The sequence below is a fragment of the Thiomicrospira sp. genome (genome assembly GCF_036568485.1).
Lineage (GTDB): Bacteria > Pseudomonadota > Gammaproteobacteria > Thiomicrospirales > Thiomicrospiraceae > Thiomicrospira.
Genome location: NZ_DATCSL010000024.1, coordinates 1 through 24,352 on the forward strand (window position 1 = coordinate 1; position 24,352 = coordinate 24,352).

Annotated in this window: 24 protein-coding genes; 17 read left to right on the top strand and 7 right to left on the bottom strand. The window is 44.7% G+C overall.

Annotated features, from left to right (window positions below; genetic code table 11):
* The 7 genes from hisC to VIM91_RS02490 form a co-directional block, all read left to right on the top strand.
* Window positions 1-892: histidinol-phosphate transaminase (gene hisC, locus VIM91_RS02460; RefSeq protein ID WP_331863237.1), on the top strand; the 892-nt coding region annotated here is incomplete at its 5' end.
* A gap of 15 nt (window positions 893-907) precedes the next feature.
* Window positions 908-1,648, top strand: a complete 741-nt coding sequence (locus VIM91_RS02465; protein ID WP_331863238.1) for a Nif3-like dinuclear metal center hexameric protein — start codon at window positions 908-910, stop codon at window positions 1,646-1,648.
* A 169-nt stretch (window positions 1,649-1,817) separates the two neighbouring features.
* A complete protein-coding gene (petA, locus tag VIM91_RS02470) occupies window positions 1,818-2,432 on the top strand; it encodes a ubiquinol-cytochrome c reductase iron-sulfur subunit (RefSeq protein ID WP_331863239.1) in 615 nt (204 codons plus the stop codon).
* Window positions 2,432-3,670: a cytochrome bc complex cytochrome b subunit gene (locus tag VIM91_RS02475; protein ID WP_331863240.1), complete on the top strand. Its 1,239-nt coding sequence runs from the start codon at window positions 2,432-2,434 to the stop codon at window positions 3,668-3,670. Before petA ends, VIM91_RS02475 begins: the two co-directional genes overlap by 1 nt.
* On the top strand, window positions 3,670-4,356 hold the full coding sequence (locus VIM91_RS02480; protein WP_331863241.1) for a cytochrome c1: 687 nt from the start codon (window positions 3,670-3,672) through the stop codon (window positions 4,354-4,356). Before VIM91_RS02475 ends, VIM91_RS02480 begins: the two co-directional genes overlap by 1 nt.
* A 65-nt stretch (window positions 4,357-4,421) precedes the next feature.
* The gene (radA, locus tag VIM91_RS02485) at window positions 4,422-5,786 is read left to right on the top strand and encodes a DNA repair protein RadA (protein WP_331863242.1); all 1,365 of its coding nucleotides are present in this window, start codon (window positions 4,422-4,424) and stop codon (window positions 5,784-5,786) included.
* 79 nt (window positions 5,787-5,865) lie between these two features.
* Window positions 5,866-8,100 carry an ATP-binding protein gene (locus VIM91_RS02490; RefSeq protein WP_331863243.1) on the top strand — a complete coding sequence of 745 codons (2,235 nt, stop codon included), beginning with the start codon at window positions 5,866-5,868 and terminating at the stop codon, window positions 8,098-8,100.
* A 47-nt stretch (window positions 8,101-8,147) separates the two neighbouring features.
* On the opposite strand, the gene VIM91_RS02495 is transcribed toward VIM91_RS02490, so the two are convergent.
* From VIM91_RS02495 to VIM91_RS02505, 3 genes are all read right to left on the bottom strand, one after another.
* The gene (locus tag VIM91_RS02495; RefSeq protein WP_331863244.1) at window positions 8,148-8,957 is read right to left on the bottom strand and encodes an inositol monophosphatase; all 810 of its coding nucleotides are present in this window, start codon (window positions 8,955-8,957) and stop codon (window positions 8,148-8,150) included.
* A 9-nt stretch (window positions 8,958-8,966) separates the two neighbouring features.
* Window positions 8,967-10,208 carry an HlyC/CorC family transporter gene (locus VIM91_RS02500; protein WP_331863259.1) on the bottom strand — a complete coding sequence of 414 codons (1,242 nt, stop codon included), beginning with the start codon at window positions 10,206-10,208 and terminating at the stop codon, window positions 8,967-8,969.
* A 131-nt stretch (window positions 10,209-10,339) separates the two neighbouring features.
* Entirely contained in the window at window positions 10,340-11,134 is a 795-nt protein-coding gene (locus VIM91_RS02505) for a cytochrome C assembly family protein (protein ID WP_331863245.1), read from the bottom strand.
* A 180-nt stretch (window positions 11,135-11,314) separates the two neighbouring features.
* On the opposite strand from VIM91_RS02505, the gene ffh reads away from it, so the two are divergent.
* The 5 genes from ffh to rplS all read left to right on the top strand — a co-directional run bounded on the left by ffh (window position 11,315) and on the right by rplS (window position 14,851).
* Complete coding sequence (gene ffh, locus VIM91_RS02510; RefSeq protein WP_331863246.1) at window positions 11,315-12,694, top strand: signal recognition particle protein; 1,380 nt, start codon at window positions 11,315-11,317, stop codon at window positions 12,692-12,694.
* Between the two features lie 222 nt (window positions 12,695-12,916).
* Window positions 12,917-13,153 carry a 30S ribosomal protein S16 gene (gene rpsP / locus VIM91_RS02515; RefSeq protein WP_331863247.1) on the top strand — a complete coding sequence of 79 codons (237 nt, stop codon included), beginning with the start codon at window positions 12,917-12,919 and terminating at the stop codon, window positions 13,151-13,153.
* A gap of 18 nt (window positions 13,154-13,171) precedes the next feature.
* Window positions 13,172-13,696, top strand: a complete 525-nt coding sequence (gene rimM, locus VIM91_RS02520; RefSeq protein ID WP_331863248.1) for a ribosome maturation factor RimM — start codon at window positions 13,172-13,174, stop codon at window positions 13,694-13,696.
* A gap of 3 nt (window positions 13,697-13,699) precedes the next feature.
* Window positions 13,700-14,452, top strand: coding sequence for a tRNA (guanosine(37)-N1)-methyltransferase TrmD (gene trmD / locus VIM91_RS02525; protein WP_331863249.1), 753 nt, complete (start codon window positions 13,700-13,702; stop codon window positions 14,450-14,452).
* Window positions 14,453-14,506: 54 nt separating this feature from the next.
* Window positions 14,507-14,851, top strand: coding sequence for a 50S ribosomal protein L19 (gene rplS / locus VIM91_RS02530; protein WP_331863250.1), 345 nt, complete (start codon window positions 14,507-14,509; stop codon window positions 14,849-14,851).
* A gap of 97 nt (window positions 14,852-14,948) precedes the next feature.
* Here the strand turns inward: rplS and VIM91_RS02535 are convergent, their stop codons facing one another.
* Window positions 14,949-15,983, bottom strand: coding sequence for a polysaccharide deacetylase family protein (locus VIM91_RS02535; RefSeq protein ID WP_331863251.1), 1,035 nt, complete (start codon window positions 15,981-15,983; stop codon window positions 14,949-14,951).
* A gap of 69 nt (window positions 15,984-16,052) precedes the next feature.
* Between VIM91_RS02535 and VIM91_RS02540 the strand changes: the two genes are divergently transcribed.
* The 5 genes from VIM91_RS02540 to VIM91_RS02560 are packed head-to-tail and all read left to right on the top strand — an operon-like array spanning window position 16,053 to window position 20,158.
* Window positions 16,053-16,883 carry a glucosaminidase domain-containing protein gene (locus VIM91_RS02540; protein WP_331863260.1) on the top strand — a complete coding sequence of 277 codons (831 nt, stop codon included), beginning with the start codon at window positions 16,053-16,055 and terminating at the stop codon, window positions 16,881-16,883.
* Window positions 16,864-17,370: an ATP-dependent zinc protease gene (locus VIM91_RS02545; protein WP_331863252.1), complete on the top strand. Its 507-nt coding sequence runs from the start codon at window positions 16,864-16,866 to the stop codon at window positions 17,368-17,370. The genes VIM91_RS02540 and VIM91_RS02545 overlap by 20 nt, the downstream gene beginning before the upstream one ends.
* Window positions 17,367-18,272, top strand: a complete 906-nt coding sequence (gene rimK / locus VIM91_RS02550; RefSeq protein WP_331863253.1) for a 30S ribosomal protein S6--L-glutamate ligase — start codon at window positions 17,367-17,369, stop codon at window positions 18,270-18,272. The genes VIM91_RS02545 and rimK overlap by 4 nt, the downstream gene beginning before the upstream one ends.
* On the top strand, window positions 18,272-19,333 hold the full coding sequence (locus VIM91_RS02555; protein WP_331863254.1) for a succinylglutamate desuccinylase/aspartoacylase family protein: 1,062 nt from the start codon (window positions 18,272-18,274) through the stop codon (window positions 19,331-19,333). The genes rimK and VIM91_RS02555 overlap by 1 nt, the downstream gene beginning before the upstream one ends.
* Before the next feature lie 33 nt (window positions 19,334-19,366).
* Complete coding sequence (locus tag VIM91_RS02560; protein WP_331863255.1) at window positions 19,367-20,158, top strand: heme ABC transporter ATP-binding protein; 792 nt, start codon at window positions 19,367-19,369, stop codon at window positions 20,156-20,158.
* Window positions 20,159-20,205: 47 nt separating this feature from the next.
* Here the strand turns inward: VIM91_RS02560 and VIM91_RS02565 are convergent, their stop codons facing one another.
* From VIM91_RS02565 to mutS, 3 genes are all read right to left on the bottom strand, one after another.
* Window positions 20,206-20,679 (bottom strand): hypothetical protein, encoded by a 474-nt coding sequence (locus tag VIM91_RS02565; protein WP_331863256.1) that lies wholly within the window; start codon window positions 20,677-20,679, stop codon window positions 20,206-20,208.
* 76 nt (window positions 20,680-20,755) lie between these two features.
* Complete coding sequence (locus VIM91_RS02570; RefSeq protein WP_331863257.1) at window positions 20,756-21,619, bottom strand: tetratricopeptide repeat protein; 864 nt, start codon at window positions 21,617-21,619, stop codon at window positions 20,756-20,758.
* Window positions 21,620-21,634: 15 nt separating this feature from the next.
* Window positions 21,635-24,253: a DNA mismatch repair protein MutS gene (gene mutS / locus VIM91_RS02575; protein ID WP_331863258.1), complete on the bottom strand. Its 2,619-nt coding sequence runs from the start codon at window positions 24,251-24,253 to the stop codon at window positions 21,635-21,637.
* Window positions 24,254-24,352: the final 99 nt, after the last annotated feature.

Consider the following 24,352-nt stretch of genomic DNA (forward strand, 5'->3'; position numbering starts at 1 on the left):
AGCCGAATCTTTGCGCCATGTATTGATGCAAGAGTTAGCTCTGCCGAGTGATCAAACCTTGGTGTTTGGCAATGGTTCGGATGAGTTAATTCAGATTATTATGATGGCGCTTTCACAGCCAGGTCGAAGTGTGATGTCGCCGGTTCCGACCTTTGTGATGTATGAGATGATTGCCAAGTTTGTGGGTTTGCAATTTCATGGCGTGACTCTCCAGTCCAATTTTGAGTTAGACTTGCCCGCCTTTTTAAGCGCGATGCAGCAACACCAGCCTGCGGTGGTATTTCTAGCTTACCCCAACAATCCAACCGGCAATGCCTTTTCCCGTCAAGCTATTGAGCAGATTATTCAACAAGCACCAGGCCTGGTGGTGTTAGATGAAGCTTATAACGCTTTTGCTGATGACAGTTTTATCGGCGATATCCAACGTTACCCTAACTTAATTGTGATGCGCACCGTTTCCAAGCAAGGTTTAGCGGGTTTCCGTCTAGGCTATATGGTCGGTCACCAGGCCTGGATGACCGAGTTTGATAAAGTTCGTTTACCTTATAACATCAATGTTATTACTCAAATGGGCGTGACCTTTGCCTTAGAACATGCTGACGTATTAAAACAGCAAGCTGAGCAAATTAAACAAGATCGCGTGTCCTTGATGCAGGCTCTGTCCGAATTTTCAGAAGTGCAGGTATTTAAATCACAAGCCAATTTTGTCACTTTGCGTGTGCCAAACGGTCAAGCAGATCGTATTTTTAACGGTTTAAAGCAAGATGGCGTGTTGATTAAAAACCTTTCCCCAATCGCAGGGTTATTGACTGATTGTTTAAGGGTAACGGTAGGTGCGCCAAATGAAAACCAAGCTTTTTTGACGAGTTTTGAGCATCATTTAAGAGCTTAAACCTGTGAGAATTTCATGCTAAGAAACGAGTTGTTGGCACATTTAAACCAATTGTTAGAAGTCGATCAATATCAAGATTATGCGCCAAATGGTTTGCAAGTAGAGGGTGCTGAACGGGTAAATAAAATTATCATGGGTGTGACAGCTAGTCAGGCTTTAATTGATGCCGCGTTAGACTGTAATGCCGACACCATTATCGTACATCACGGTTATTTCTGGAAAAATGAGCCGCCAGTTATCACCGGAATGAAATATCAGCGCATCAAAAAACTGATTCAAAACAACATGAATTTGATCGCTTACCACTTGCCTTTGGATGGTCATCACCAATATGGCAATAACGCTCAATTGGCGAAGCTATGGCAGCTAGAAGATATTACACCAGTACCAGGCCTGGTACGTTTAGGGCGTTTAATAAAACCTATATCAATTGATCAGTTTAAACACAAGGTGGCTGAAACTTTAGGTTGTGACCCCTTGCATTTGCCAGGTGGACCACAACAAGTTGAGACGATTGCCTGGTGTAGTGGTGGCGCGCAAGGTTATATTCAAAAAGCGGTGGACTGGCAGGCCGATGTTTATATTAGTGGCGAGGTGTCAGAGCAAACCACGCATATTGCACGTGAGCAGGGAATACATTATCTAGCGGCGGGTCACCATGCTACTGAAACTTGGGGGGTAAAAGCGTTGGGAGAATATATTCAAGATCAACTGGGTATTGATTGCCAGTTTATTGATTGCCCTAATCCAGTTTAAGGCGACGTTCACTGGGAAAAAATCCCCGAGTATTCAAACGAATTATTGGGTTAAAATGCACAAGATTGATTAAAATAATTTATGCCGGTATAAACATTTATATATACCAGTTCACGAGGCGGTTCTGTAGAATAGAGCCCTATTTTTGAGCCATGAGGAAGTCATGACTATGTCTGAAACGAAAACGATAGAAACGGTGAATATAAAGCGCCGTCAAGTATTGGCGGGCGCAACAGGTGTTGTAGGTGCCGTGGGTGCCGCGTTTGTAGCGGTGCCTTTTTTAGGTTCTTGGCAACCCAGTGAAAAAGCAAAAGCCGCTGGTGCACCAGTGGATGCTGACGTTAGTGGGTTGCAACCTGGTCAGATGATGACCTTAAGTTGGCGTGGTAAACCCGTCTGGATTGTACGTCGTACCCCCGAAATGTTAGAGCGCTTAACAACTTTAGATGAGTTGTTACGTGATCCAGATTCTAACGTTTCTATTCAGCCAGACTATTGTCAAAATCCTTCGCGTGCGATAAAACCTGAATATCTTGTGGTTGTTGGAATTTGTACCCACCTAGGATGCGCTCCCTTGTATCGTCCGGCAATGAATTCAACTGATATGGCGGAAGGCTGGCGTGGAGGCTTTTTTTGTCCTTGTCATGGTTCGAGTTTTGATTTGGCGGGGCGCGTGTTCCGCTCAGTACCTGCACCAACTAACTTAGAAATTCCACCTTATATGTATTTGTCGGAAACACATATTCGTGTAGGTGAAGATGCGGAATCAGGAGGGCAAGCTTAATGTCTGACAAAAATACAAACCAAACTGCGCCCGGCGGTATGTTGAAGTGGCTAGATGATCGCTACCCTTTAATCAGCACCTGGAATGAGCATGTTGCTCAATACTACGCACCTAAAAACTTTAACTTCTGGTACTTCTTTGGTTCTTTTGCTTTGTTGGTGATGGTCATTCAATTTATCACTGGCATTTGGTTAACAATGTCTTATAAACCTTCAGCGGATGAAGCCTTTAACTCGATTGAGTATATTATGCGCGATGTGGAATGGGGTTGGCTCATTCGATACATGCATACGACAGGTGCATCCGCATTTTTCTTGGTCATCTATTTACATATGACTCGTGCATTGCTTTATGGCTCTTACAAACAGCCGCGTGAGTTAGTTTGGCTAATCGGCATGTTGATTTTCGTGGTTCTGATGGCAGAAGCTTTCATGGGTTATATGTTGCCATGGGGGCAGATGTCTTATTGGGGCGCTCAGGTCATTATTTCACTGTTTAGCGCAATTCCATTAGTTGGACCAGATTTGGCTTTGTGGATTCGTGGTGATTACATTATTTCAGACGCGACTCTTAACCGTTTCTTTGCCTTGCACGTGATTGCCCTACCGCTGGTATTGGTTCTTTTGGTCTTTATGCATATTGTTGCTTTACACAAAGTCGGCTCAAATAACCCGGATGGAGTTGAAATTAAAAAACATAAAGACGCGCAAGGATTACCTTTGGATGGTATTCCATTTCATCCTTATTACACCGTTAAAGACTCATTCGGTGCGGTGGCATTTCTTATTTTGTTCGCGTTCGTGGTGTTTTATATGCCCGAAGGCGGTGGCTATTTTATCGAAGCGCCGAACTTTGAACCGGCTGACCCGCTGAAAACACCGGATCATATTGCGCCTGTTTGGTACTTTACGCCTTTCTATGCCATCTTGCGAGCCATTCCGGACAAGTTCTTAGGTGTGGTTGCGATGGGGGCCTCGATTGCTGTCTTGTTTGCGATGCCATGGTTGGATCGTTGTAAGGTACGTTCAATTCGTTATCGTGGCTATTCATACAAGCTATTATTAACGATGTTTGCGATCAGTTTTGTCGTGTTAGGCGTGTTAGGTGCTTTACCTTCGACACCGCTTTATACCAAGTTAGCGCAAATATTTACGATCTTGTATTTTGCTTTCTTCATTTTGCTGCCATACACCTCAGCACATGAAAAAACCAAACCTGTACCAGAGAGGACAACTTAATGATGACAGCATTTTTAAGCAGACTGAGTCTAGTAATGGCGGCTATGGTATTGCCTGTTAGCCTAGTGCTTGCGGCCGCCTCTTATAATATTGAGCTAGAATCGGCCAATAATGATATTAGAGACAAGGAATCATTACAGCGTGGTGCGGTTCATTTTGCGAACTATTGTATGGCTTGCCACTCGGCTCAGTACATGCGCTATAACCGCGTGGCTCGTGACTTGGGCTGGACAGACGAAGAAGTGGTTGAAAAACTTGCTTTCAGTCAACGATTGCCGGTTGATCATATGATGAGCTTTATGGAAGAGGGCGTGTCTGAAAGTAAATTTGGTATTAAAGCTCCAGATTTGTCTTTGATGGCGCGTTTAAAAGGTAACGATTACGTCTATACGTTTTTACGTAGTTACTATTTAGAAAATGAAGGTATCTGGGAACCTGGAAATTGGAACAATAAAGTGCTGGAAGGTACATCCATGCCAAATGTTCTAGAAGGGATTCAAAAACATTCAACACCCGAAGAATATGATCAAGTCACGCGTGATTTAGTCAACTTTCTTGATTATTTAGCGGAACCTAGCAAAGTTGAGCGTTGGGATTTGGGTTGGAAAGTGATTTTGTTCCTGCTCTTATTATTAGTTCTTACCTATCTACTCAAACGAGAGTATTGGCGAGACGTGAAACATTAACAAAGGCCCGCTATAGCGGGCTTTTTTATTTAGGCAAACCAACCCCGAACGATTAAGGATTGAGTATGGCAAAAGCAAAATCGGTATTTGTTTGTACAGATTGTGGCGCCGAGCACACGAAGTGGCAAGGGCAATGCATGGAGTGCGGGGCTTGGAATACACTTAAAGAACTCAAAATTTCAGCCGTCAGTAAATCCTCTTCGCGGTCAGTGCAAGGCTATAGTGGTAGTCAGTCTAACCAGGTATTGTCGGTTAAGGATATAGAGTTGAATGAAGTTCCTCGCTTTTCAGCTGGGATTTCAGAGTTGGATCGTGTATTGGGGGGCGGCATTGTTCCTGGTTCTGTTGTATTAATTGGGGGAGACCCTGGCGTAGGTAAGTCGTCGATTTTGCTCCAAGTTATGTGTGGTTTAAGCCAAACGGTTCCGGCGCTTTATGTCACAGGTGAAGAGTCATTGCAGCAAGTTGTTATGCGTGCGAAACGGATGCAGCTGCCAGAGGACAATTTGCGCTTACTGGCCGAAACCGAAGTTGAGCAAATAATACGTTTTACACAACAAGAGACACCAAAAGTCATGGTGGTAGATTCAATTCAGACCATGCAGTTGGCAGAGATTGGTACCGCGGCTGGTGGGGTTACTCAGGTAAGAGAGTCAGCGGCTTATTTAACCCGCTTTGCAAAGCAAAATAATATTGCGGTTTTTCTGGTTGGGCATGTGACCAAGTCTGGTGAGGTTGCGGGCCCGCGTGTGTTAGAACATATTGTTGACAGTGTTTTGTTTTTAGAAGGACAGTCTGACAGCCGTTTTCGAACCCTTAGGGCAATCAAGAACCGCTTTGGTGCGGTTAATGAACTTGGCGTATTTGCCATGACAGAACTAGGGTTAAAGCAAGTCAAAAATCCGTCAGCCATTTTTTTATCACGCGCAAATGAACCGGCGCCAGGCTCGGTTGTAATGGTGATCTGGGAGGGTTCTCGTCCTTTATTGGTTGAAATTCAAGCTTTGGTGGATGAGTCTCCTTATGGTAGTCCACGCCGTGTCAGTGTCGGGTTGGATTCAAACCGAATTGCCATGCTGTTAGCAGTCATGCATCGACATGGAGGCATACAGGCGGCGGATCAGGACGTTTATGTTAACGTGGTTGGTGGGATTAAGGTTTCGGAAACCAGCGCCGATTTAGCGCTATTGGTGGCGATTCTATCTAGTATGCGCAATAAGCCGCTGGACCAGGATTTAATTGTGTTTGGTGAAGTTGGATTGGCTGGCGAAATACGGCCGGTTCCAAGCGGCCAAGAGCGCATTTTTGAAGCCGGTAAGCACGGCTTTAAACGCGCGATAGTTCCTATGGCGAATATTCCCAAAGGCGGTGTCGCTGGAATGGAATTAATCGGTGTACATAATCTAGCGCAAGCTTTAGATCAATTATGAATCGATTGTGTAAAAGACCTTTCACTTGTTAAGATCAATCGGCTAGAATAAATTTTCACTTGTTTTGAAGAGAGATACCATGTCTGCCAATTCGGCCCTTGACGAACTTTATGCAAACTCGCCTTTGGCGGTGGCTTTTGTTGTGTGTAATGACGAGTCGCATTGGCGTATAGATTGGCAGAATCAAACGGCCCATTCGTTGTGGGGGCATTATGATCTTAATTTGGATATAGAGCTTAAGTTACAACTTTTGAGCGCAATGCAGCGTAACAGTGTGACGGCTTTTCAGCATGCATTAAAAGGTTGGGTAGAAGCTTGTCATTTTACCTTGGTTCATTATAAAAACGGGATTTTGATCCAATTTATGATGGCCGGAACGCATAGCGAAAGTGTGAATCCAAAATGTCCAGAGGAACCACTTTACCGAATCGTATCTGATGCCGCGGGTTTAGGCTTGTTGGACTGGGATTTAAGTCAGGATTTGATTCGTTACAGTGATCGTTTTTATCAGATGTGCGACATTTCACCGGTCGAGTTGGGCCAGACCAAAGCCGAGTTTATGGCGCGAGTTCATCCACAAGATAGGGTTCGGGTGGATGATGCGTTATTCGCCCATCTCGAAGCACGTTGGCCGTTTAATGTTACTTTCCGTTTTAAAACGGCTAGCGCTAGTTTTATCTGGATGCAGATGACTGGGCAAGCCAGTTGGCAAGCAGAAACGAATCAAGCCTACCGCTTAATGGGATCGGTTCGTGATGTTTCAGATGCCAAACGACTGGAACAGACGGTGAGGCAGAGGGAAGTATTAATCGAACAAATCTTAGATGCGCTGCCAATCAGTATATACGTTAAAGACGCACAAGGCTGTTTCCGTTTTTACAGTAAACAAACTGAACAAATCACCGGCGTAGAGCGCAATCGTGCGATTGGGCGTACCGATTTTGAGGTTTTTCCGATTGATTTAGCGCGCAAGTTTGTTGATGATGACCGCCAAGCCAAGCAAGGTGGCGAACTGATTGTATCGGAAGAACAATTAGAGCTAATGGGCAAGACACGTTGGTTGTTAACAGGGCGGGGACCTATTCATATCCAGCGGCCGGATCAAACGCCGGAGGTTTGGATATTAGGTTTCGCGCTCGATATTACGGACCGGCGAGAAATGGAGCAGGTATTAGAGCACGCTCGTCAACAGGCCGAATCGGCCGCTAATGCCAAGTCTGAATTTTTATCCGTGATGAGTCATGAGATTCGTACGCCGTTGAATGCCGTGATTGGTATGTCAGGTTTATTATTAGACCAAACTCTCAATACAGAGCAGAGACGTCAAGCCGAAATGATTCAGCGCTCCGGTCAGCACTTGCTTCATTTGATTAATGATATTTTGGATTTCAATAAATTAGAAGCCGGCCGTGTTGAACTTGAAAGTGAGCCCTTTGATTTAAACCAGCTTATTCATACCGTGATTGAAATGGTTAAACCCAGTGCGCAAGCAAAGGGAATCGAACTTCTGGTTGAAAAACCACCAGGCCTGGTGACTTATATAAAAGGCGACCCTGCCCGTTTACGACAGGTTTTGCTTAACTTGCTGGGTAATGCAATTAAATTTACTGAAAAGGGTTCCGTAACCTTAAAAATCATGGGCATTGATCATCGAATGCGTTTCGAGGTCAAAGACACGGGCATTGGCATCGCGGAAGATAAATTAGAAAGCTTGTTTGATGCTTTTACGCAAGCCGATGCGTCTACCAGTCGCAAATATGGCGGCACGGGTTTAGGGTTATCCATCAGTAAAAAATTGGCTCAAGCTATGGGTGGAGACATTGGTGCGCGCAGTCGTTTAGGCGTTGGTAGTTGTTTTTGGTTTGAAGTACCGATGGAGCCAGCGAATCGTCAGGATCTTCCAGTTGAATCTGATCAACCCGATTATCTGAACCAACACCCATTGTCTATTTTAGTGGCTGAAGATAACCCCTCTAACCAACTTTTGATTCAGGCGATTTTGGCTAAGTTGCATCACCAAGTCGTGTTGGCTGAAAATGGCTTGGAGGTATTGGATCAACTTAACAAGCCTGGAGCAAAGTTTGACCTGATTTTAATGGATATGCAAATGCCAGAGATGGATGGTTTGGAAGCTACTCGACGGATCCGTCGTCACGAGATCTCAGGTATCGCTTGTATACCGATTATTGCTTTAACCGCCAATGCGATGTTTGGCGATCGTGAAAAAGTCATCTCAGCCGGAATGAATGACTATTTAAGCAAACCTATTGATATTGATGCACTGCAAAAAGCCTTGTGGCGTTGGAGTCGTTGATACATTGGTTGAGAAGTTTACTGGCGAATGAAAGCGCGGTTAAATAATTAGTGGTGATTTTGAATCCAACTATGCCATAAATTCAGCGTATTTAAATTGATCGCCGCCACTGCAGAGCGTTTCCCGATTTTATTTTGAAATACCGTTTCAGCGTCGAGGTTACAACTGGCTCCCCCAGCTTCTTCTAGGATCAACCAACCTGCAGCATAATCCCATAAGCTTTGATTGCCATGCAGGTAGATTTGACCACGTCCTGAAGCAATCCAACACCAATCAAGCGCCACCGAGCCAAAGCTTCTTTGCGATGCATAGGGTGTATTAATGGCAAGCGCAGTGGCCAAGGGGGCGGCTAAACGTTTAAAGTCAATAATCCCTACGCAGTGTTTTAACTCAGGGTAGATAGCTGGCGTCTTTAATGGTTGATCATTCAGTTCTGCGCCTAACCCTAAGCGCGCGCTAAATAATTCGTCTCGAGCCGGATCATATACCAGGCCTGCTACCGGTTTTCCGCCAATCACTAAGGCTAAAGAGACGCTAAAGAAGGGCACATGGTTGGCAAAATTCGTCGTGCCATCAACAGGGTCTAAAACCCAGCAACCTGTAGGATGTTCTAGTGCTGCTTGTTGGGTTTCTGCTGACGATTCTTCTCCTAATAAAGCAAACTCTGGCCACTCGCGTTTCAGTAACTGTGTCATCTTTTGCTGCATAGACGTGTCGGCTTCTGTCAGTAGTGAGCCATCTTGTTTAATCTCATAACCCACCTGGTTAAAGCGTGTCATCACCTCTTGTTGGGCTAAGCTTACGATGGCTTGTTTGAGTTTTGACCAGGCCTGGTGGTCGACAAAAGGATGGGACATAAGTTACCTTTAGTTTGATTTTTTGGTTTTGGTGTCAATCAAACTTAGTTTGATTTTATCAATCGCGTTTTGAGCAACATCCAGTACTTCGAGACTGTAATCCCCGATTCGAATACAAGTGCCGGCAGCGGGTAAAGTTTCTAAGTGTTCTTGAATTAGGCCATTCAAGGTTTTGGGGCCATCGGTCGGAAGATCAAGAAAGTAATCCTTGTTCAAGTCGCGAATAAACTCTGCTGCATCCACTGTCATGGAACCATCGGCATGAATAGCGACATTTTCCGATAAGTTCGCATTGGCATCGGTAGAAAGTTTTCCTACAATTTCTTCCAGCAAATCTTCTAGTGTGAGTAAGCCTTGTAATTCACCATACTCATCAACAATTAAGGCCATGCGGCGTTTGTTTTTGTGAAAGTTGGCTAGCTGGGTATTTAGTGGGGTGGTTTCTGGCACGTAGTAGGCCGGTCTAGCTAGCTTGATGATGTCTTTTAAGCTAATACCGGGCTTCATTAAGGTCGGGAGTGCGCGGCGTAAGTTAAGTATGCCAACTAGGTCTGCATCAAACGTGCCACGATATAATGGAACCCGTGTGTAGGGCGAGTTTTGAATGGCTTTTAAAAAATCTTCGAAGGGTTGATCGACGTCCACCCCATAGATCTCTTGCTTGGGAATCATGACGTCTTCAACGGTCACGCTTTCCAAGCGCAAAATACTCGTTAGCATGTCTCTATATTGTTGTGGTAGCTGACCTGTCGACTCGTCAATTAAGGTCTGAAGTTCTTCATGGCTTAGTGAGTGGTCGGTTTGTACTTTGTTAACATGCACCCCAAACAAACGCAAAAAACCATTCGCAAAAATATTCACAAACCAAACAATCGGGCTGAATATCTTGAGCATGGGGTCAAGAATGTAAGCCATTGGAAACGCAATTTTTTCAGGGTATAGGGCGGCAACAGTCTTGGGTGCAACTTCAGAAAAAATTAAAATTAAAAGGGTTAATAGACCGGCTGCGATCGCAATACCCGCTTCACCCATTAAACGTAACGCAATAATAGTGGCGATAGAGGAAGCAAAAATATTAACGAAGTTGTTACCAAGCAAAATAACACCTAATAAACGATCAGGCTTTTCGAGTAACTTCTGTGCTTTGATGGCGGCACCATGTCCGCTGTTGGCTTTATGCTTTAATCGATAGCGGTTGAGTGACATTAGGGCGGTTTCGGAGCTTGAAAAAAGCGCCGATAAAACCATCATTAGAAACAAAATGAAGAATAACAGAGCTAAGGGGATGTCGTTCAAAGTATTACCATTGAGTTTGAAAACAAGAGCCCGATTATAACGAATTTTATAATCGAATGCATACTTCAGGTTTGAATCAAGTCTCGTTACAGCTTAGCCAGACTATAAACTGCTTGAGTACCAATGTAGCTAATAATTAAAAAGCTGTAAGCCCAAATCGTATAGCGCGCTGCTTTTTGTCCACGCCAACCAAATTGAAAATGCCCCCACAAAAATAGGCTATAGGTTAGCCAAGCCAGCAGTGAAAAGAAGGTTTTATGTGCGATGTTTTGACTAAAAAAGTTATCAATAAAATAAGCACCACTAAAAATCGCGAAGGTCAAAATAATATAGCCAAGTACCACTAATTGAATTAAGGTTTTTTCCATGATCTGGAGTGGAGGTAAGGCTCGAATTAGGTTGGATAGGTTGCGACGCTGAAAACGACGTTCCTGCACAGAAAATAGCACGGCTTGAGCGGTCGCTAAGCCGAGCACACTGTAAGCAAAAATTGAAATAATGACATGAAACCCTAGGGTGTAGGCGATGGGGTGAAGTTCGCCAATAAACTGTGGCAGCAGAGTCACCATGGCCGCCAGTGGGAAAATAAAAATGCCCAAGGTTTCAGTGTTTTTATTCAGGTTTATGATCAATAAAGCAAACACTCCGATCCAGCCAATTAAGGATAAACCATTCCCAAAACTAAAAATCATCGATTCTGGCGTAAACAAGGTGAGGGTCAATGAAATAGTATGCAAGACTAATGCGAAAGTCGCGACGCCTAAAATAGAACGGCGCAAAGAGTGGGTGGTTGTTTGTGTTTGGCGAATGCAGCGCATTAGATAGAAAGTGCTCATTAAATAAAGCAAGCTCGCCATAATGGCGCTAAGGCTACTGATCATGCAAATTCCTTATTGGTGAGGGGGTCTAAGCAAGCTGGCGACGCCTTGCGATGCAAAGATCTCGAAAAATCATCATATCCGCTATAATAGCGAAATTAAAAGTTATTGAGAAGGATTTCTCATCATAACAAATCCTAACCCAGCTCAAGTGGGGTTGGCTTAGAACATTGGAGAATCATTATGTTTGATAATTTATCGGATCGTTTGGCGAAAACGCTAAAGACCATTCGTGGCCAAGGACGCCTAACAGAAGATAATATTAAGGACGCTTTGAGGGATGTGCGCCGTGCCTTGCTGGAGGCAGATGTTGCTTTACCTGTCGTAAAAAGCTTCATCAATAAAGTGCAAGAGCGTGCATTAGGGCAGGAAGTTTCATTAGCTCTAAATCCAGGACAGGCTTTTATTAAAGTAGTGCGCGAGCAACTGACCGAAACCATGGGGCAAGAGGTTGAGCCGCTTAACTTTAATGTCGAGCCACCTGCTGTGATTATGGTGGCCGGTTTACAAGGTGCCGGTAAAACCACCTCGGTGGCCAAATTAGCGCGTTGGTTAAAAGAGCGCGAAAAGAAAAAAGTCATGGTGGTGTCGGCCGATGTATACCGTCCAGCCGCGATCAAGCAATTAGAAACCTTGGCTCAACAGGTTGGAGTGGTGTTTTCTCCTTCTAGTGCAGTTCAAAAACCAGTTGATATCGTCGAGCGCGCACGAGCCGAAGCCAAAAAGCAATTTATGGATGTGCTATTGGTGGATACCGCGGGTCGTATGCATGTCGATGAAGACATGATGACTGAGATCAAAGCCTTACATCAAGCGATTAAGCCGATTGAAACCTTGTTTGTGGTGGATGCCATGACAGGTCAGGATGCCGCTAATACCGCGAAGGCATTCCATGATGCCTTGCCTTTAACAGGGGTTGTTTTAACTAAGACCGACGGTGATGCACGCGGCGGCGCGGCGTTATCTATTCGTGAAGTAACCGGTAAACCCATCAAGTTTATTGGTGCGGGCGAGAAAACCGAGGCATTGGAACTCTTCCACCCAGATCGTATGGCGGGGCGTATTTTGGGAATGGGCGATGTTTTAAGCTTGATCGAAGAAGCTGAAACCAAGATAGACCATAAAAAAGCACAAGCCTTTGCGCAAAAAATCCAAAAAACCGGCCAGTTTGATTTGGAAGATTTCCGTCAGCAATTGCAGCAAATCCAGGGCATGGGTGGTATTGGTGGTTTGATGGGCAAATTACCTGGAATGGGGCAGTTGAAAAACCAAATGCAAGAAGGCGTAGCCGAAAAAGAATTTAAGCGTTTGGAAGCTATTATCAACTCCATGACACCAAAAGAACGAGCTCACCCAGCACTGTTGAAGGGTTCTCGTAAGCGCCGTATTGCCGCAGGTTCTGGAACTCAGGTTCAGGATGTAAATAAATTGCTTAAACAGTTTGAGCAAATGCAAAAAATGATGAAAAAAGTTTCAAAAGGTGGCATGAAAAATATGATGCGAGGCATGGCTGGAAAGCTACCGCCCGGCATGGGCGGTATGGGTGGCTTACCACCAAGATAGCTAAAGTTATCCAACCTGTTAAGTGTCCAAAGCTCAGTGTTAAGCAATGTCAATAAAAACTTTGCTTAACGTCTAGTGCGCGTGTATAATCACGCGCTTACTTGATGCGCCTCTAAGGTCGTATCAAACCATCACCAGGCCTGGTTCTGGTGATTAGTAAACTAGAAGAATTTGTTGGTGGGGTTTCCCATCATCGCCTGATTAACCATAAGGAGATACACAATGGTTGTAATTCGTTTAGCACGTGGCGGCTCAAAAAAGCGCCCGTTTTATAAGTTGGTAGTCGCGGATCGTCGTGTTGCAGCGACAGGTCGTTTTATTGAGCAAGTTGGTTTTTATAACCCTAGCGCCCGTGGTAACGAAGAAGCTCTTCGTGTTGATCAGGCGAGAGTGGATCACTGGGTGGCTCAAGGCGCTCAAATGAGTGATCGCGTCAAAAGCGTTCTAAAGAAAGCTTAAGACTTTTTGGTCGATTTAATGAAACAGGATAGACTCATTATCGGCCGAATTAATGGCGTGTATGGCGTCAAAGGCTGGGTCAAAGTCTATTCGCACACTGATCCAGTGGGTAACATTTTAAGTTACCAGCCTTGGTTGGTAAAACGCCAAGGGCAATGGGTGGAGATGCAAGTCATAGACTCCCATGCACCGCAAGGTGGCAAGGCTATAGTAGCTCATTTGAAAGGCATTGATTCGCGTGAGTTAGCACGCGATTTGATGGGGGCGGACATTGCAGTAATGCGTGATCAGCTTCCAGACGATGACACGGGTTTTTATTGGGCAGACTTAATTGGCTGTCAGGTTAAAAACCAACAAGGTGAGCAACTTGGTCAGGTTACTGATTTAGTTGAGACGGGCGCACATGATGTGTTGCGTGTCAAAGGTGAGCAGAGTCATTTGATTCCGTTTGTGTTCGATAATTACATTTTAGATGTCGATTTAGAACACCAGCAGATTTTAGTTAATTGGCAAGCGGATCAACAAGAAGAGGGTGATCAGTAAAGCATGCGTTTTGATGTGATTACGCTGTTTTCTGACATGTTTAATGCGATTACGCAGCAAGGTATAAGTCGACGGGCTTTTGAAAAAGAGTTGGTTCAACTCCATTTTTGGAACCCACGTGACTTTACGCATGATCGACATAAAACTGTAGATGATCGACCCTATGGGGGCGGCCCGGGTATGTTGATGATGTACCAGCCTCTAAAAGATACCTTTGATGCGCTAGAGCAAACGCTCAAGCAATCACAGCCAGATGCCAAGTCGCATGTGGTTTATTTGTCACCTCAAGGACAACCTTTAACACAAAAAAAAGTTGAAGAGTTGGTTCAGCGACCACAGGTAACGTTACTATGTGGTCGCTACGAGGGCATTGATGAACGTTTGATTGAGCGATGTGTTGATGAAGAAATTTGTGTTGGAGACTTTATTGTAAGTGGCGGAGAGCTACCGGCAATGATGTTAATGGATGCCATGATACGCCTGTTACCAGGTGCATTGGGACATTCACAATCAGCCCAACAGGATTCTTTTTCAGACGGTTTGCTTGATTGTCCACACTATACGCGTCCAGAAGTAGTTGATGGCATGGCGGTTCCCAGTGTTTTATTGGAGGGTCACCATGCCAAAATTAATGAATGGCGCGAGCGGCAGCAATGGTTACGCACCCATGCACGTCGACCAGATTTGATAGAAAAATTGGCACTAACCTCTGAGCAACGCCAAAAATTGGATGCTTGGCTCAAGTTGGTTGAATAGCAATTTTGAAGTGAGAACACAGGAAACACTTCAAAGAATATGGAGAGCTTTAAGATGAGCGATATCATCAAGCGAATTGAAACCGAACAAATGACGAAAGAAATTCCAGCATTTGCACCGGGTGACACAGTGGTTGTACAGGTTAAAGTACAAGAAGGTACAAACGTACGTTTGCAGGCTTATGAAGGCGTTGTAATCGCTAAACGTAACCGTGGTTTAAACTCAGCTTTCACTGTGCGCAAGATTTCACACGGTGTGGGTGTTGAGCGTACTTTCCAGACATACAGCCCATTAGTAGAAAGCATTGCCGTTAAGCGTCGTGGTGATGTACGTCGTGCGAAACTTTACTACCTACGTGAATTGTCAGGTCGTGCGGCTCGTATCAAAGAAAAGTTATAATTTTCTTTTAAGCTGGACTTCACAAAAAAACCGCCTTTGGCGGTTTTTTTGTTTTAAGCCTTAGGTTTTATTAATACAAAAACATAAGGCTATATTTTTAATCAATAATCCAAAGTTGTCCAAACCAATACCATCGTCCTTGGCCAGCTGGTGCCGTGCACGCATAACGATCACGCGGCGGTTTAAGTGTTTGTTTTGCCTTCATCATAAATTGTGTGTCTGTCTGCCAATTGATGGTGAGAGGTTGGCCAAGGCTGGTAAAACAATTAAGTTGTTTAACAGGTTGGCTGAGTTGGATCATCAGTTCTGGTGGGTTGGTTTGTATAATTGGATCACTAGGGCTTTGATGCTTGATTGGTAAAGGTAGGGTGTTTACTTTTAATGCAAAGTCATCAATTTTGGCAAAGTTAACCGCCATAGGGAAACGATTGAGCGCACGAAGGTCTGAATGCTTATCGACCGCGCCAGAGACTTGCGCGACATTGACATAACCCATGTCTGCGATTAGGTTAGCCGCACTTTCGCTATATTCACCATAAGGGTATGCAAATAGCTTGGGATTTTGATTGGTTTGCTCACCTAGCTCGTCCTGTAAACGTTTTTGCGTTATGGTCAATTCATTACGCACACGCTCGAGCATTTTTTGGTTAGTTTCATCGTTTAAAGGGCGCATTTTGCTATGAGTGTGACTGTGGTTAGCAAATTCAAATCCATCGGCTTGCATTTCTCGCATCTGATCCCAGCTCATAAAGTTACCAAAACGCTTATCGATCGGCTCGGAATTAACAAACGTAGTTAAGCTCCAGCCCAATTTTTTAAGACGAGGATAAGCTTCTGTGTAAACACTTTTATAGGCATCATCGGCTGTTAAAACTACGGTTTTATCGGGAACTGCTTGATCTGCTTGCCAATGTTGAACCAACTTAGATAGGGGCCATACATTAAAATTGTTTTGTCTTAAATAGTCTAAGTGGGCCTCAAACTGATCAATTTTAACGCTGGTGCTGGCGGGCGTGTCATCGCCAAAATGATGGTACATTAGAATCACAGCAGAGGATTTGGCGTGCGCGATGGTCGTAAGCAGACTGGATAGCAATAAGATGGAAATGAGTTTATAGCGTTTTTTCAGCATGTAGATTCCTGAGTTTTGAGATAATACAACATTATAGTGTAATTAAGTTAGGAGCGTGTTTTGCAACGAGTGATTCAGATAATACTGGTGGTTTTAATTATAGTGGCAATTGGCATTTTTGTAACCGAAGGCGAGTCACGCAAAATGCTTGATCCGGCTATACATGAACAAGGTATTCATTTATTAGAACAGAACCAAACGGTCGAAAAGGTCACCTTACCGGATTTTGCCGCGATTCAGGATGTGAATCAAAAAAAGCAAGCTTTTCTGGCTTTTTTATTACCTGCGATACATGAGTCTAATGAGCAAATTTTAGAAGAACGCGCCTTCTTGAACGCACTGGATTTTAATAGTTTAAATAAACAGCAGAAACGACGTTTGGCTTTGCTGGCTGACAAATATCAGCAGCCACGTAAAGCCAAGCAAACCAAGGTTGAGTGGCAACAGGATTTATTAAAGAAGGTCGATATTATCCCGCCATCGCTTGCACTGGCTCAAGCGGCTAATGAATCGGCATGGGGTACATCACGTTTTGCGACAGAAGGGTTGAACTTTTATGGGCAATGGTGTTTTTCGGTCGGCTGTGGTTTAGTGCCAGAAGAACGCCCTGAAGGAAAAAAATACGAAGTACGTTTGTTTGAATCACCTAGTGAATCCGTGCAAGCTTATATGAATAATTTAAACGCGTTTCATACTTATCGTGATCTTCGCCAGTTACGCCTAGAGTTGCGTAACAAAAACCAAGATTTAACCGGTGAGAAGCTAGCTGAAGGATTATTGGCTTATTCGCAGCGTCGTGAAGAATATATTAAAGAAATTCAGGCTATGATAAGGTTTAATGACTGGCAAAAGTTGGATCAAGACTGGACGAGGTCACTAAGTGAAAACCAAACCAAATAATCAAAACCAAGAGAAAGCGACATTAGGTTGGCGCGAATGGGTGGCTCTGCCTAGTCTAGGTATTAAAGCATTAAAATGCAAAGTAGATACAGGCGCGCGTACCTCGGCTTTACATGCCTTTTCGGTCGAACCCTTTGAGCGTGAAGGTCAAGAGTGGGTCAAGTTTGGTGTTCACCCACATCAGAATGAACTGGATACCGAAGTATGGTGCGAAGCAAAGGTGAAAGACAAGCGAATCGTGACCGACTCGGGTGGTAATAAAACCGAACGTTATTTTATTGAAACCGAATTAGTCTTGGGTAATCAGCGTTTTATGATTGATTTGTCGTTAACCAGTCGCGATACCATGCGTTTTAGAATGTTACTGGGTCGTGTAGCCATGGAAAATAGATTCGTGGTAGATGTTAGTCAATCCTATTGCCAACGATTAACCGAACCAGCTTTACAGAATTTAGACCATTCAGTTGCTCAAGGGAGCCAGGTATGAAAATAGCTATTTTATCCAGAAACCGTAATCTTTATTCGACCCGTCGTTTAGTGGAAGCGGCCGAAGCACGCGGTCACGAAGTGCGCGTGATTGATGCGTTGCGTTGTTATATGAATATAACTTCTCACCATCCTGAAATCCATTATAAAGGTGAGGTGTTAACTGGGTTTGATGCCGTGATTCCACGCATTGGTGCGTCTATTACTTTTTATGGAACAGCCGTTCTGCGTCAGTTTGAAATGATGGGGGTTTATCCACTTAATGAATCGGTGGCGATTTCGCGTTCACGTGACAAATTGCGCAGTTTGCAGTTGTTATCTAAGCATGGTGTCGGTTTACCCGTGACGAGTTTTGCGCATTCGCCGGATGATATTGATGATTTATTAAATATTGTTGGTGGTGCGCCAGCGGTAATTAAAGTATTGGAAGGTACACAGGGTATTGGTGTGGTTTTGGCGGAAAATAAGCAGGCCGCTAAAAGTGTCATCCAAGCCTTTATGGGGCTGAAAGAACACATTTTGGTTCAGGAATTTATAAAAGAAGCGGGTGGCTCCGATATTCGTTGTTTTGTGGTGGGCGGTAAAGTGGTTGCCGCTATGAAACGCCAGGGTCAAGAAGGTGAGTTCCGTTCAAATTTACATCGTGGCGGTAGTGCGGTGTTGACGAGAATTTCACCAGAAGAACGCGCAACCGCATTACGTGCCGCTAAAATCATGGGGCTGAATGTGTGTGGGGTCGATATTTTGCGCTCAAATCATGGTCCAGTCGTGATGGAGGTGAACTCATCGCCTGGATTAGAGGGCATTGAAAACGCCTCTGGAAAAGATGTCGCGGATATGATTATTGGATTCGTCGAAAAAACCGCCAAGCCGAACAAGACTCAAACCAAAGGCAAAGGCTGATGGCCTCCGATTCCTCGTCGCCTAAACGACGTAAGAATTCACCGATCACGCTGGGCGGTCAAACGATTCAACCGGGTGAACGCCGCACCGTCGATTTAGAGGTGGGCAAACTTTACACTCACAGCCCAATTACCATGCCGGTACAGGTATTATGTGGGCGCCAGGCTGGACCGGTCATGTTTGTCAGTGCCGCGATTCACGGCGATGAATTAAATGGTGTAGAAATTATTCGACGCTTGCTAAAAGTGCCTGGGTTGCGCCAGCTTAAAGGCACTTTAATTGCTGTGCCGATTGTGAATTTACATGGTTTTATCAACCAAAGCCGCTATTTACCCGATCGTCGCGATTTGAATCGGAGTTTTCCCGGGTCTGAGAAAGGTTCGCTAGCCGGACGGGTGGCGCGCTTATTTTTGGATGAAATCGTTGAGCGTTCAACACACGGGATTGATTTACATACTGGTGCGATTCACCGTTCTAACTTGCCTCAGATTCGGGCTAATTTAGATGACCCCCAAACCCTAGATTTAGCGCGTGCGTTTGGCACACCGGTGATTCTGAATTCGGATTTACGTGATGGCTCATTGCGTGAAGCCGCGGCTAAAAAAGGGATTCCGGTATTGCTTTATGAAGCGGGTGAAGCGTTACGATTTGACGAGCTTGCGATTCGGGGTGGGGTACAAGGCATTTTGCGCGTGATGCGCCAGTTGGCGATGTTGCCAAAATCGCGCAAACCGCCGCCAGCCGAACCGATTATGGCGCGCTCTTCAGCCTGGGTTAGGGCGCCGCAGGATGGTATTTTTCGCGCCAGTGTCAAGCAAGGCCAGCGCGTGATAAAAGATCAAACCCTACTCGGGCGTGTTTCTGATCCGTTTGGGGAGTCAGAAGTGGAAGTGTGGTCGCCTATTAGTGGCATTATCATTGGTCAACTGCATTTACCACTCGTCAATGAAGGCGAAGCGCTGTTTCATATTGCACGTTTTTATCGTACTGACTTGGCGGCAGGTAACATTGAAAGTTACCAAGAAACACTTGAAGCGGAAACCTATCCTTATTTAGATTAGCCACCAGGCCTGGTGGCTTGATTTGGGATGACCATGTTAGAAATTCAATCTGTTGATTATGCGATTGACGATAAAAAAATATTGAACCACATTGATTTACAGGTAAAAGCTGGTGAACTTTGGGTGGTACTGGGGCCCAATGGCGCTGGAAAATCAAGTTTGCTTAATGTGTTGTCAGGCGAAATTCCCCGTTTCCAGTCGCAGGTTTTTTTAAATAAGCAGCCCTTAAGTGCTTATTCTGCTAGCGAATTAGCTAAGTTGCGCGCGGTGATGCCACAATCAGTTCATTTAGAGTTTGGTTTTTTGGTAAAAGAAGTGGTGGCGTTGGGTTTATTGGATGCCTCACGAGATCAAACCGAAGCCTTGGTGAAGCAATGTTTGGCGTTATTTGATGTCGCTCACCTAGCGCAGCGTAATTATTTAACTCTGTCGGGTGGTGAAAAACAGCGGACACACTTAGCTCGCGTGATGGCACAAATCTTAACCTCGCGCAGCCAAGATGCTGAACGTTTTTTGTTGTTAGATGAATGCACCTCTAATTTAGATTTAGCGCATCAGCAACAGGTTTTTAAAGTCTTGAAACGCTGTGTTACGGATCAAAATATGGGTGTGGTCGCAGTCTTGCATGATCTGAACTTGGCTTCACAATTTGCCGATAAGATTTTGTTGATGCATGAAGGTGCGGTTTTTGCCAGTGGCTCAGTTGAGACAGTCTTAACTCAAGCAAATATAGAAGCGGTCTATCAATGTTCAGTCGAGGTGATTGAGCGCACCAGTGCTTGGTCTGTGGTGGTTGCAACGGGCGATGAAACTAACAAAACCTAGACCATAAAGTGACCTAGGCTTTAGAATCAAAGTCAGTTGGCTTTGGATCAGTGAGGTGAAATTGGCGGTGGTGCTACTTTTGGGGTCTGCTGATTAAGAGTTGGCGGCATTTCGCCTTCGATGCGTTCATGCACTTCCATCACCATGCCGCTTTGTGTAACCACATATAGATCGTCATAAATATGCACAACCTTAAATACTAAAGGACGAATTTGGATGCCGTCTTCAGCTAATGGCTTGCCTTTACCCATGTACATGCCGCACATGGAGGAGCCGACTTCAACCTTGCCTTGTGGAATTAAGTCATAGTCTTTGTGACTAAGTAAACTCAAGGTATCTAAGCGCTCAAAAAAACGTTTTTTCTCGGTTTCATCTTGTTCTGCGTAATGCACACAAAGCTGTTGAGGTTTGATTTTGCTTAAGTCTTGCGGTGCTTTAAAAGCCTCGCTTTCAGCTTGAGCGATGGAGGTTAGCCCAAAACTCAGCCCCAATACGCAAGTAAGAAGAATCGATTTTTTCATGTATATAGCCTCGGTGGATTGGTTTTATTTCAGTTTTTTCTAATATGGCTGAGAATTGTAGCAAAACAATCGTGCATTAATAAAGTAAACTTTGGAGCTTACGGCGATAGGCTTTAACCAGTTCTGGTGCTTGATCCGCGAGCATATCAAACAACTTAATCAGCCCTTTTTGCGCGCCGCCTTCGGCATAGTTTCGATCTACGCTAAACAATTTAAGCAAGGTTTGCATGGCTTTTTCGTATTCACGGTGCATCACTAAAATACTCGCAAAACCATAAAGTGCGGCCGGATCGTTCGGGTTATCGGCTAGTTTTGTTTGTAAAGTCTGGATGTCATCGGCATTTTGCATAATGTCAGCAAAACTCAGAATCACCGACATCGGCTTACCTTCGGGCGATTTTTTAGCTTCATCCGGTAATTTGTTAAACAGGTTAGTGGCTTTATCTAAGTGACCAGTTTGTAAATACATTTGCACTAAGTCTAGGTGTACTTTGTGGTTGAGCGGATCAAGTTGAGCGGCTTCACCTAATAATGCGAGCGCTTGATCCATTTGACCGGCGACAAACGCTTGTTGGGCTTGGGCACGAATTGCGTCGGAAGGCCTCTCTATATGGGCTTCTAATAAATCCCGAAAAGCAGATTCAGGCTGTGCACCGCTTAATTCCGCTATCATTTGACCTTGTTTAAACAGCTTAAAGCTTGGCACAGAGCGCACTGCAAATTGATCGGCCAGCTCGGAGTGATCATCAATATTCACTTTAGCTAGTAAAAATAAGCCGGCAAATTCTTCGGCAAGTTTTTCTAAAATCGGCATCACCGATTTACAAGGCCCGCACCAGGGCGCCCAAAAATCCATCAGTACCGGGATTTGATGTGAGTTATCAATCACAACTTGTTGGAAGTTATCCGCATTAACATCGGCGATTAAAGCTTGGCTCATGATTTATCCTATTAATTACCGTAGTTTTTTGAGTTCATAAAGTAAATCGAGCGCCTGTTTTGGCGTGATTTCATCGGGTGAAATATCATCAAGTTTCGTTAATATGGGGTGCGGTGTACTCGAATTAAAGAGGTCGTATTGAATTTCAGCTTCAATTTTCGGTTCGGTGATTCGAGTTTTAGAAGCACCAGGCCTGGTGGTTGGCTTATCCGTGGTGTTTTGAGATGAGTGGGTAGAAGATTGGGTTTCTAAGTCCTGCAAAATTTCTTTTGCCCGTCCTATTACGCTTTTCGGCACGCCTGCCAGTGAGGCGACTTGCAAGCCATAACTTTTTGATGCCGCGCCTTCTTGAACTTGATGCAGAAACACAATTTTATCGTGATGCTCAATCGCATTTAAATGGATGTTAACCGTGTTTTTAAACTGCTCCGTTAGGCCGGTAAGTTCAAAATAATGGGTGGCAAATAAACAATAGCCGCGCACATTTTTGGCCATATGTTCCGCAATCGCCCAAGCCAAAGCCAAACCATCAAAGGTGGAAGTGCCGCGTCCAATTTCATCCATTAGAATCAACGACTGTTCGGTGGCGTGGTGCAGGATATGTGCAGTTTCGGTCATTTCGACCATAAAGGTCGAGCGACCACTGGTTAAATCATCCGACGCGCCGATGCGTGTGAATATACGATCAATTAAACCAATCTGAGCCGACTCCGCCGGTACATAGCAGCCAATATGTGCCAAGATCGCGATCAACGCGGTTTGGCGCATAAAGGTAGATTTACCGCCCATATTCGGGCCGGTGATAATTTGCAATCGACGCTGATCATCAAACACGCTGTCATTTGGAATAAACGGTGTGTCGGTTAAGGCTTCCACCGTTAAGTGACGACCTTGGATAACCACCAGGCCTGGTGCTTGGGTTAATTGCGGGCGGGTTAAATTCAGTTGTTGAGCTTTTTGGGCAAAGTTAGTGATGACATCCAATTCCGCCAAAGCTTGTGCGCTGGTTTGCAGAGCTTTGAAAGACTGGTTGATGGTGTGCAAAAGTTCATCGTAAAGCTGTTTTTCGCGTGCGAGCGCTTTATCGCCTGCGCTTAAAACCTTGTCTTCAAAGGCTTTCAGTTGCGGAATAATATAACGTTCGGCGCCTTTAAGGGTTTGACGACGTACATAATCCAGCGGCACTTGAGATGATTGCAGTTTGCTAACTTCAATGTAATAACCATGCACGCGGTTATAGCCGACTTTCAGTGTAGAAATGCCGGTGCGCTCGCGCTCGGTTTGCTCTAAGTCCATTAAAAACTGACCGGCTTCATTTTTTAAATTATTCAGCTCGTCCAGTTCCACGTCATAACCGGGTTTAAATACACCGCCATCACGCATTAACATGGGCGGATTATCGATAATCGCACGATTCAGGGTGTCGGCTAAACCTGGAAATTCAGCAATGCGTTGGCTGAGTAGTTTGAGTCCAGTATCGTCAAGGCTGGCAAGTTGATTTTGTAAGCTCGGCAGTTGATTTAATGCACGACCTAGTTGTAAAAGATCCCGTGGGCGAGCACTGAATAATGCAACGCGGCTTAAAATACGCTCCAAATCTCCAATTGGCTTAAATTCGGCTTTAAGGGCATCAACCTGATCTTGTTTAATTAAGGTTTCGACACTATTAAGGCGTTGGTTAATTTTGGCTTGATCGCGCAAAGGCAATAGCAACCAACGTTTAAGCAATCGACTGCCCATGGCCGTGCTGCATTGGTCGAGCAGGCTCAGTAGGGTGTTATGGGTGCCACCGTTTAAATTGCTGTCTAGTTCAAGATTACGTCGGCTAATCGCATCTAAAATCAGTGAGTCTTGAGTGGAATAGGTATGAAAGCTCTGAACCTGTTTCAGCTGGTTTTGTAACATCGTTTGCGCATAATAAAGCAACGCACCGGCGGCGCTCACCAATGCTGGTTTGTCATCACAGCCAAACGCAATCAAATCTTGAGTTTGCAATTGTTCAGTCATCTTACGATAAGCACTTTGGGCATCAAAATGCCAGCCGGGCAAAGTCACCAGGCCTGGTTGTTCGCTCAGCAGGGTTTCAAGTTCGTGTTGATCCGCTACTATGCATTCGGCGGGTTGTAAGCGTTTTAACTCATCTTCAAAGCTGGTTTGATCATCAAATTCACAACCTTCAAATCGACCACTGGCGACATCTAAATAAGCCAGTGCATAACGATCTTCTAACTGATAGCAAGCGCATAATAGGTTTTCTTGATTCGCTTCGAGTAAGGTATCTTCGGTTAATGTGCCCGGTGTGAGAACTCGCACAACTTTGCGCTCGACTGGGCCTTTGTCTGGCACGAGGCCGACTTGTTCACAAATCGCGACTGATTCGCCTAGTTTGACCAGCTTGGCCAAATAACCTTCCGCACTGTGATGGGGAATGCCCGCCATCGGAATCGGGCTGCCAGCGGATTGACCTCTGGCGGTGAGGGTAATATCTAGCAGTCGAGAGGCTTTAACCGCATCTTCAAAAAACAATTCATAAAAATCGCCCATGCGGTAAAACACTAAACGATCTGGGTGATCGGCTTTAATCGCAAGATACTGTTGCATCATTGGGGTGTGTTGGCTAGAGGATTTGCTCATCTCGACGTTTGTCACTTTAGAATAAGAGTAAAAAAAGGTATCCTAGAGGAATCAATTAGCAAGTGCAATTGTCAGGAGTAATAAAGTAATGGAATTGAA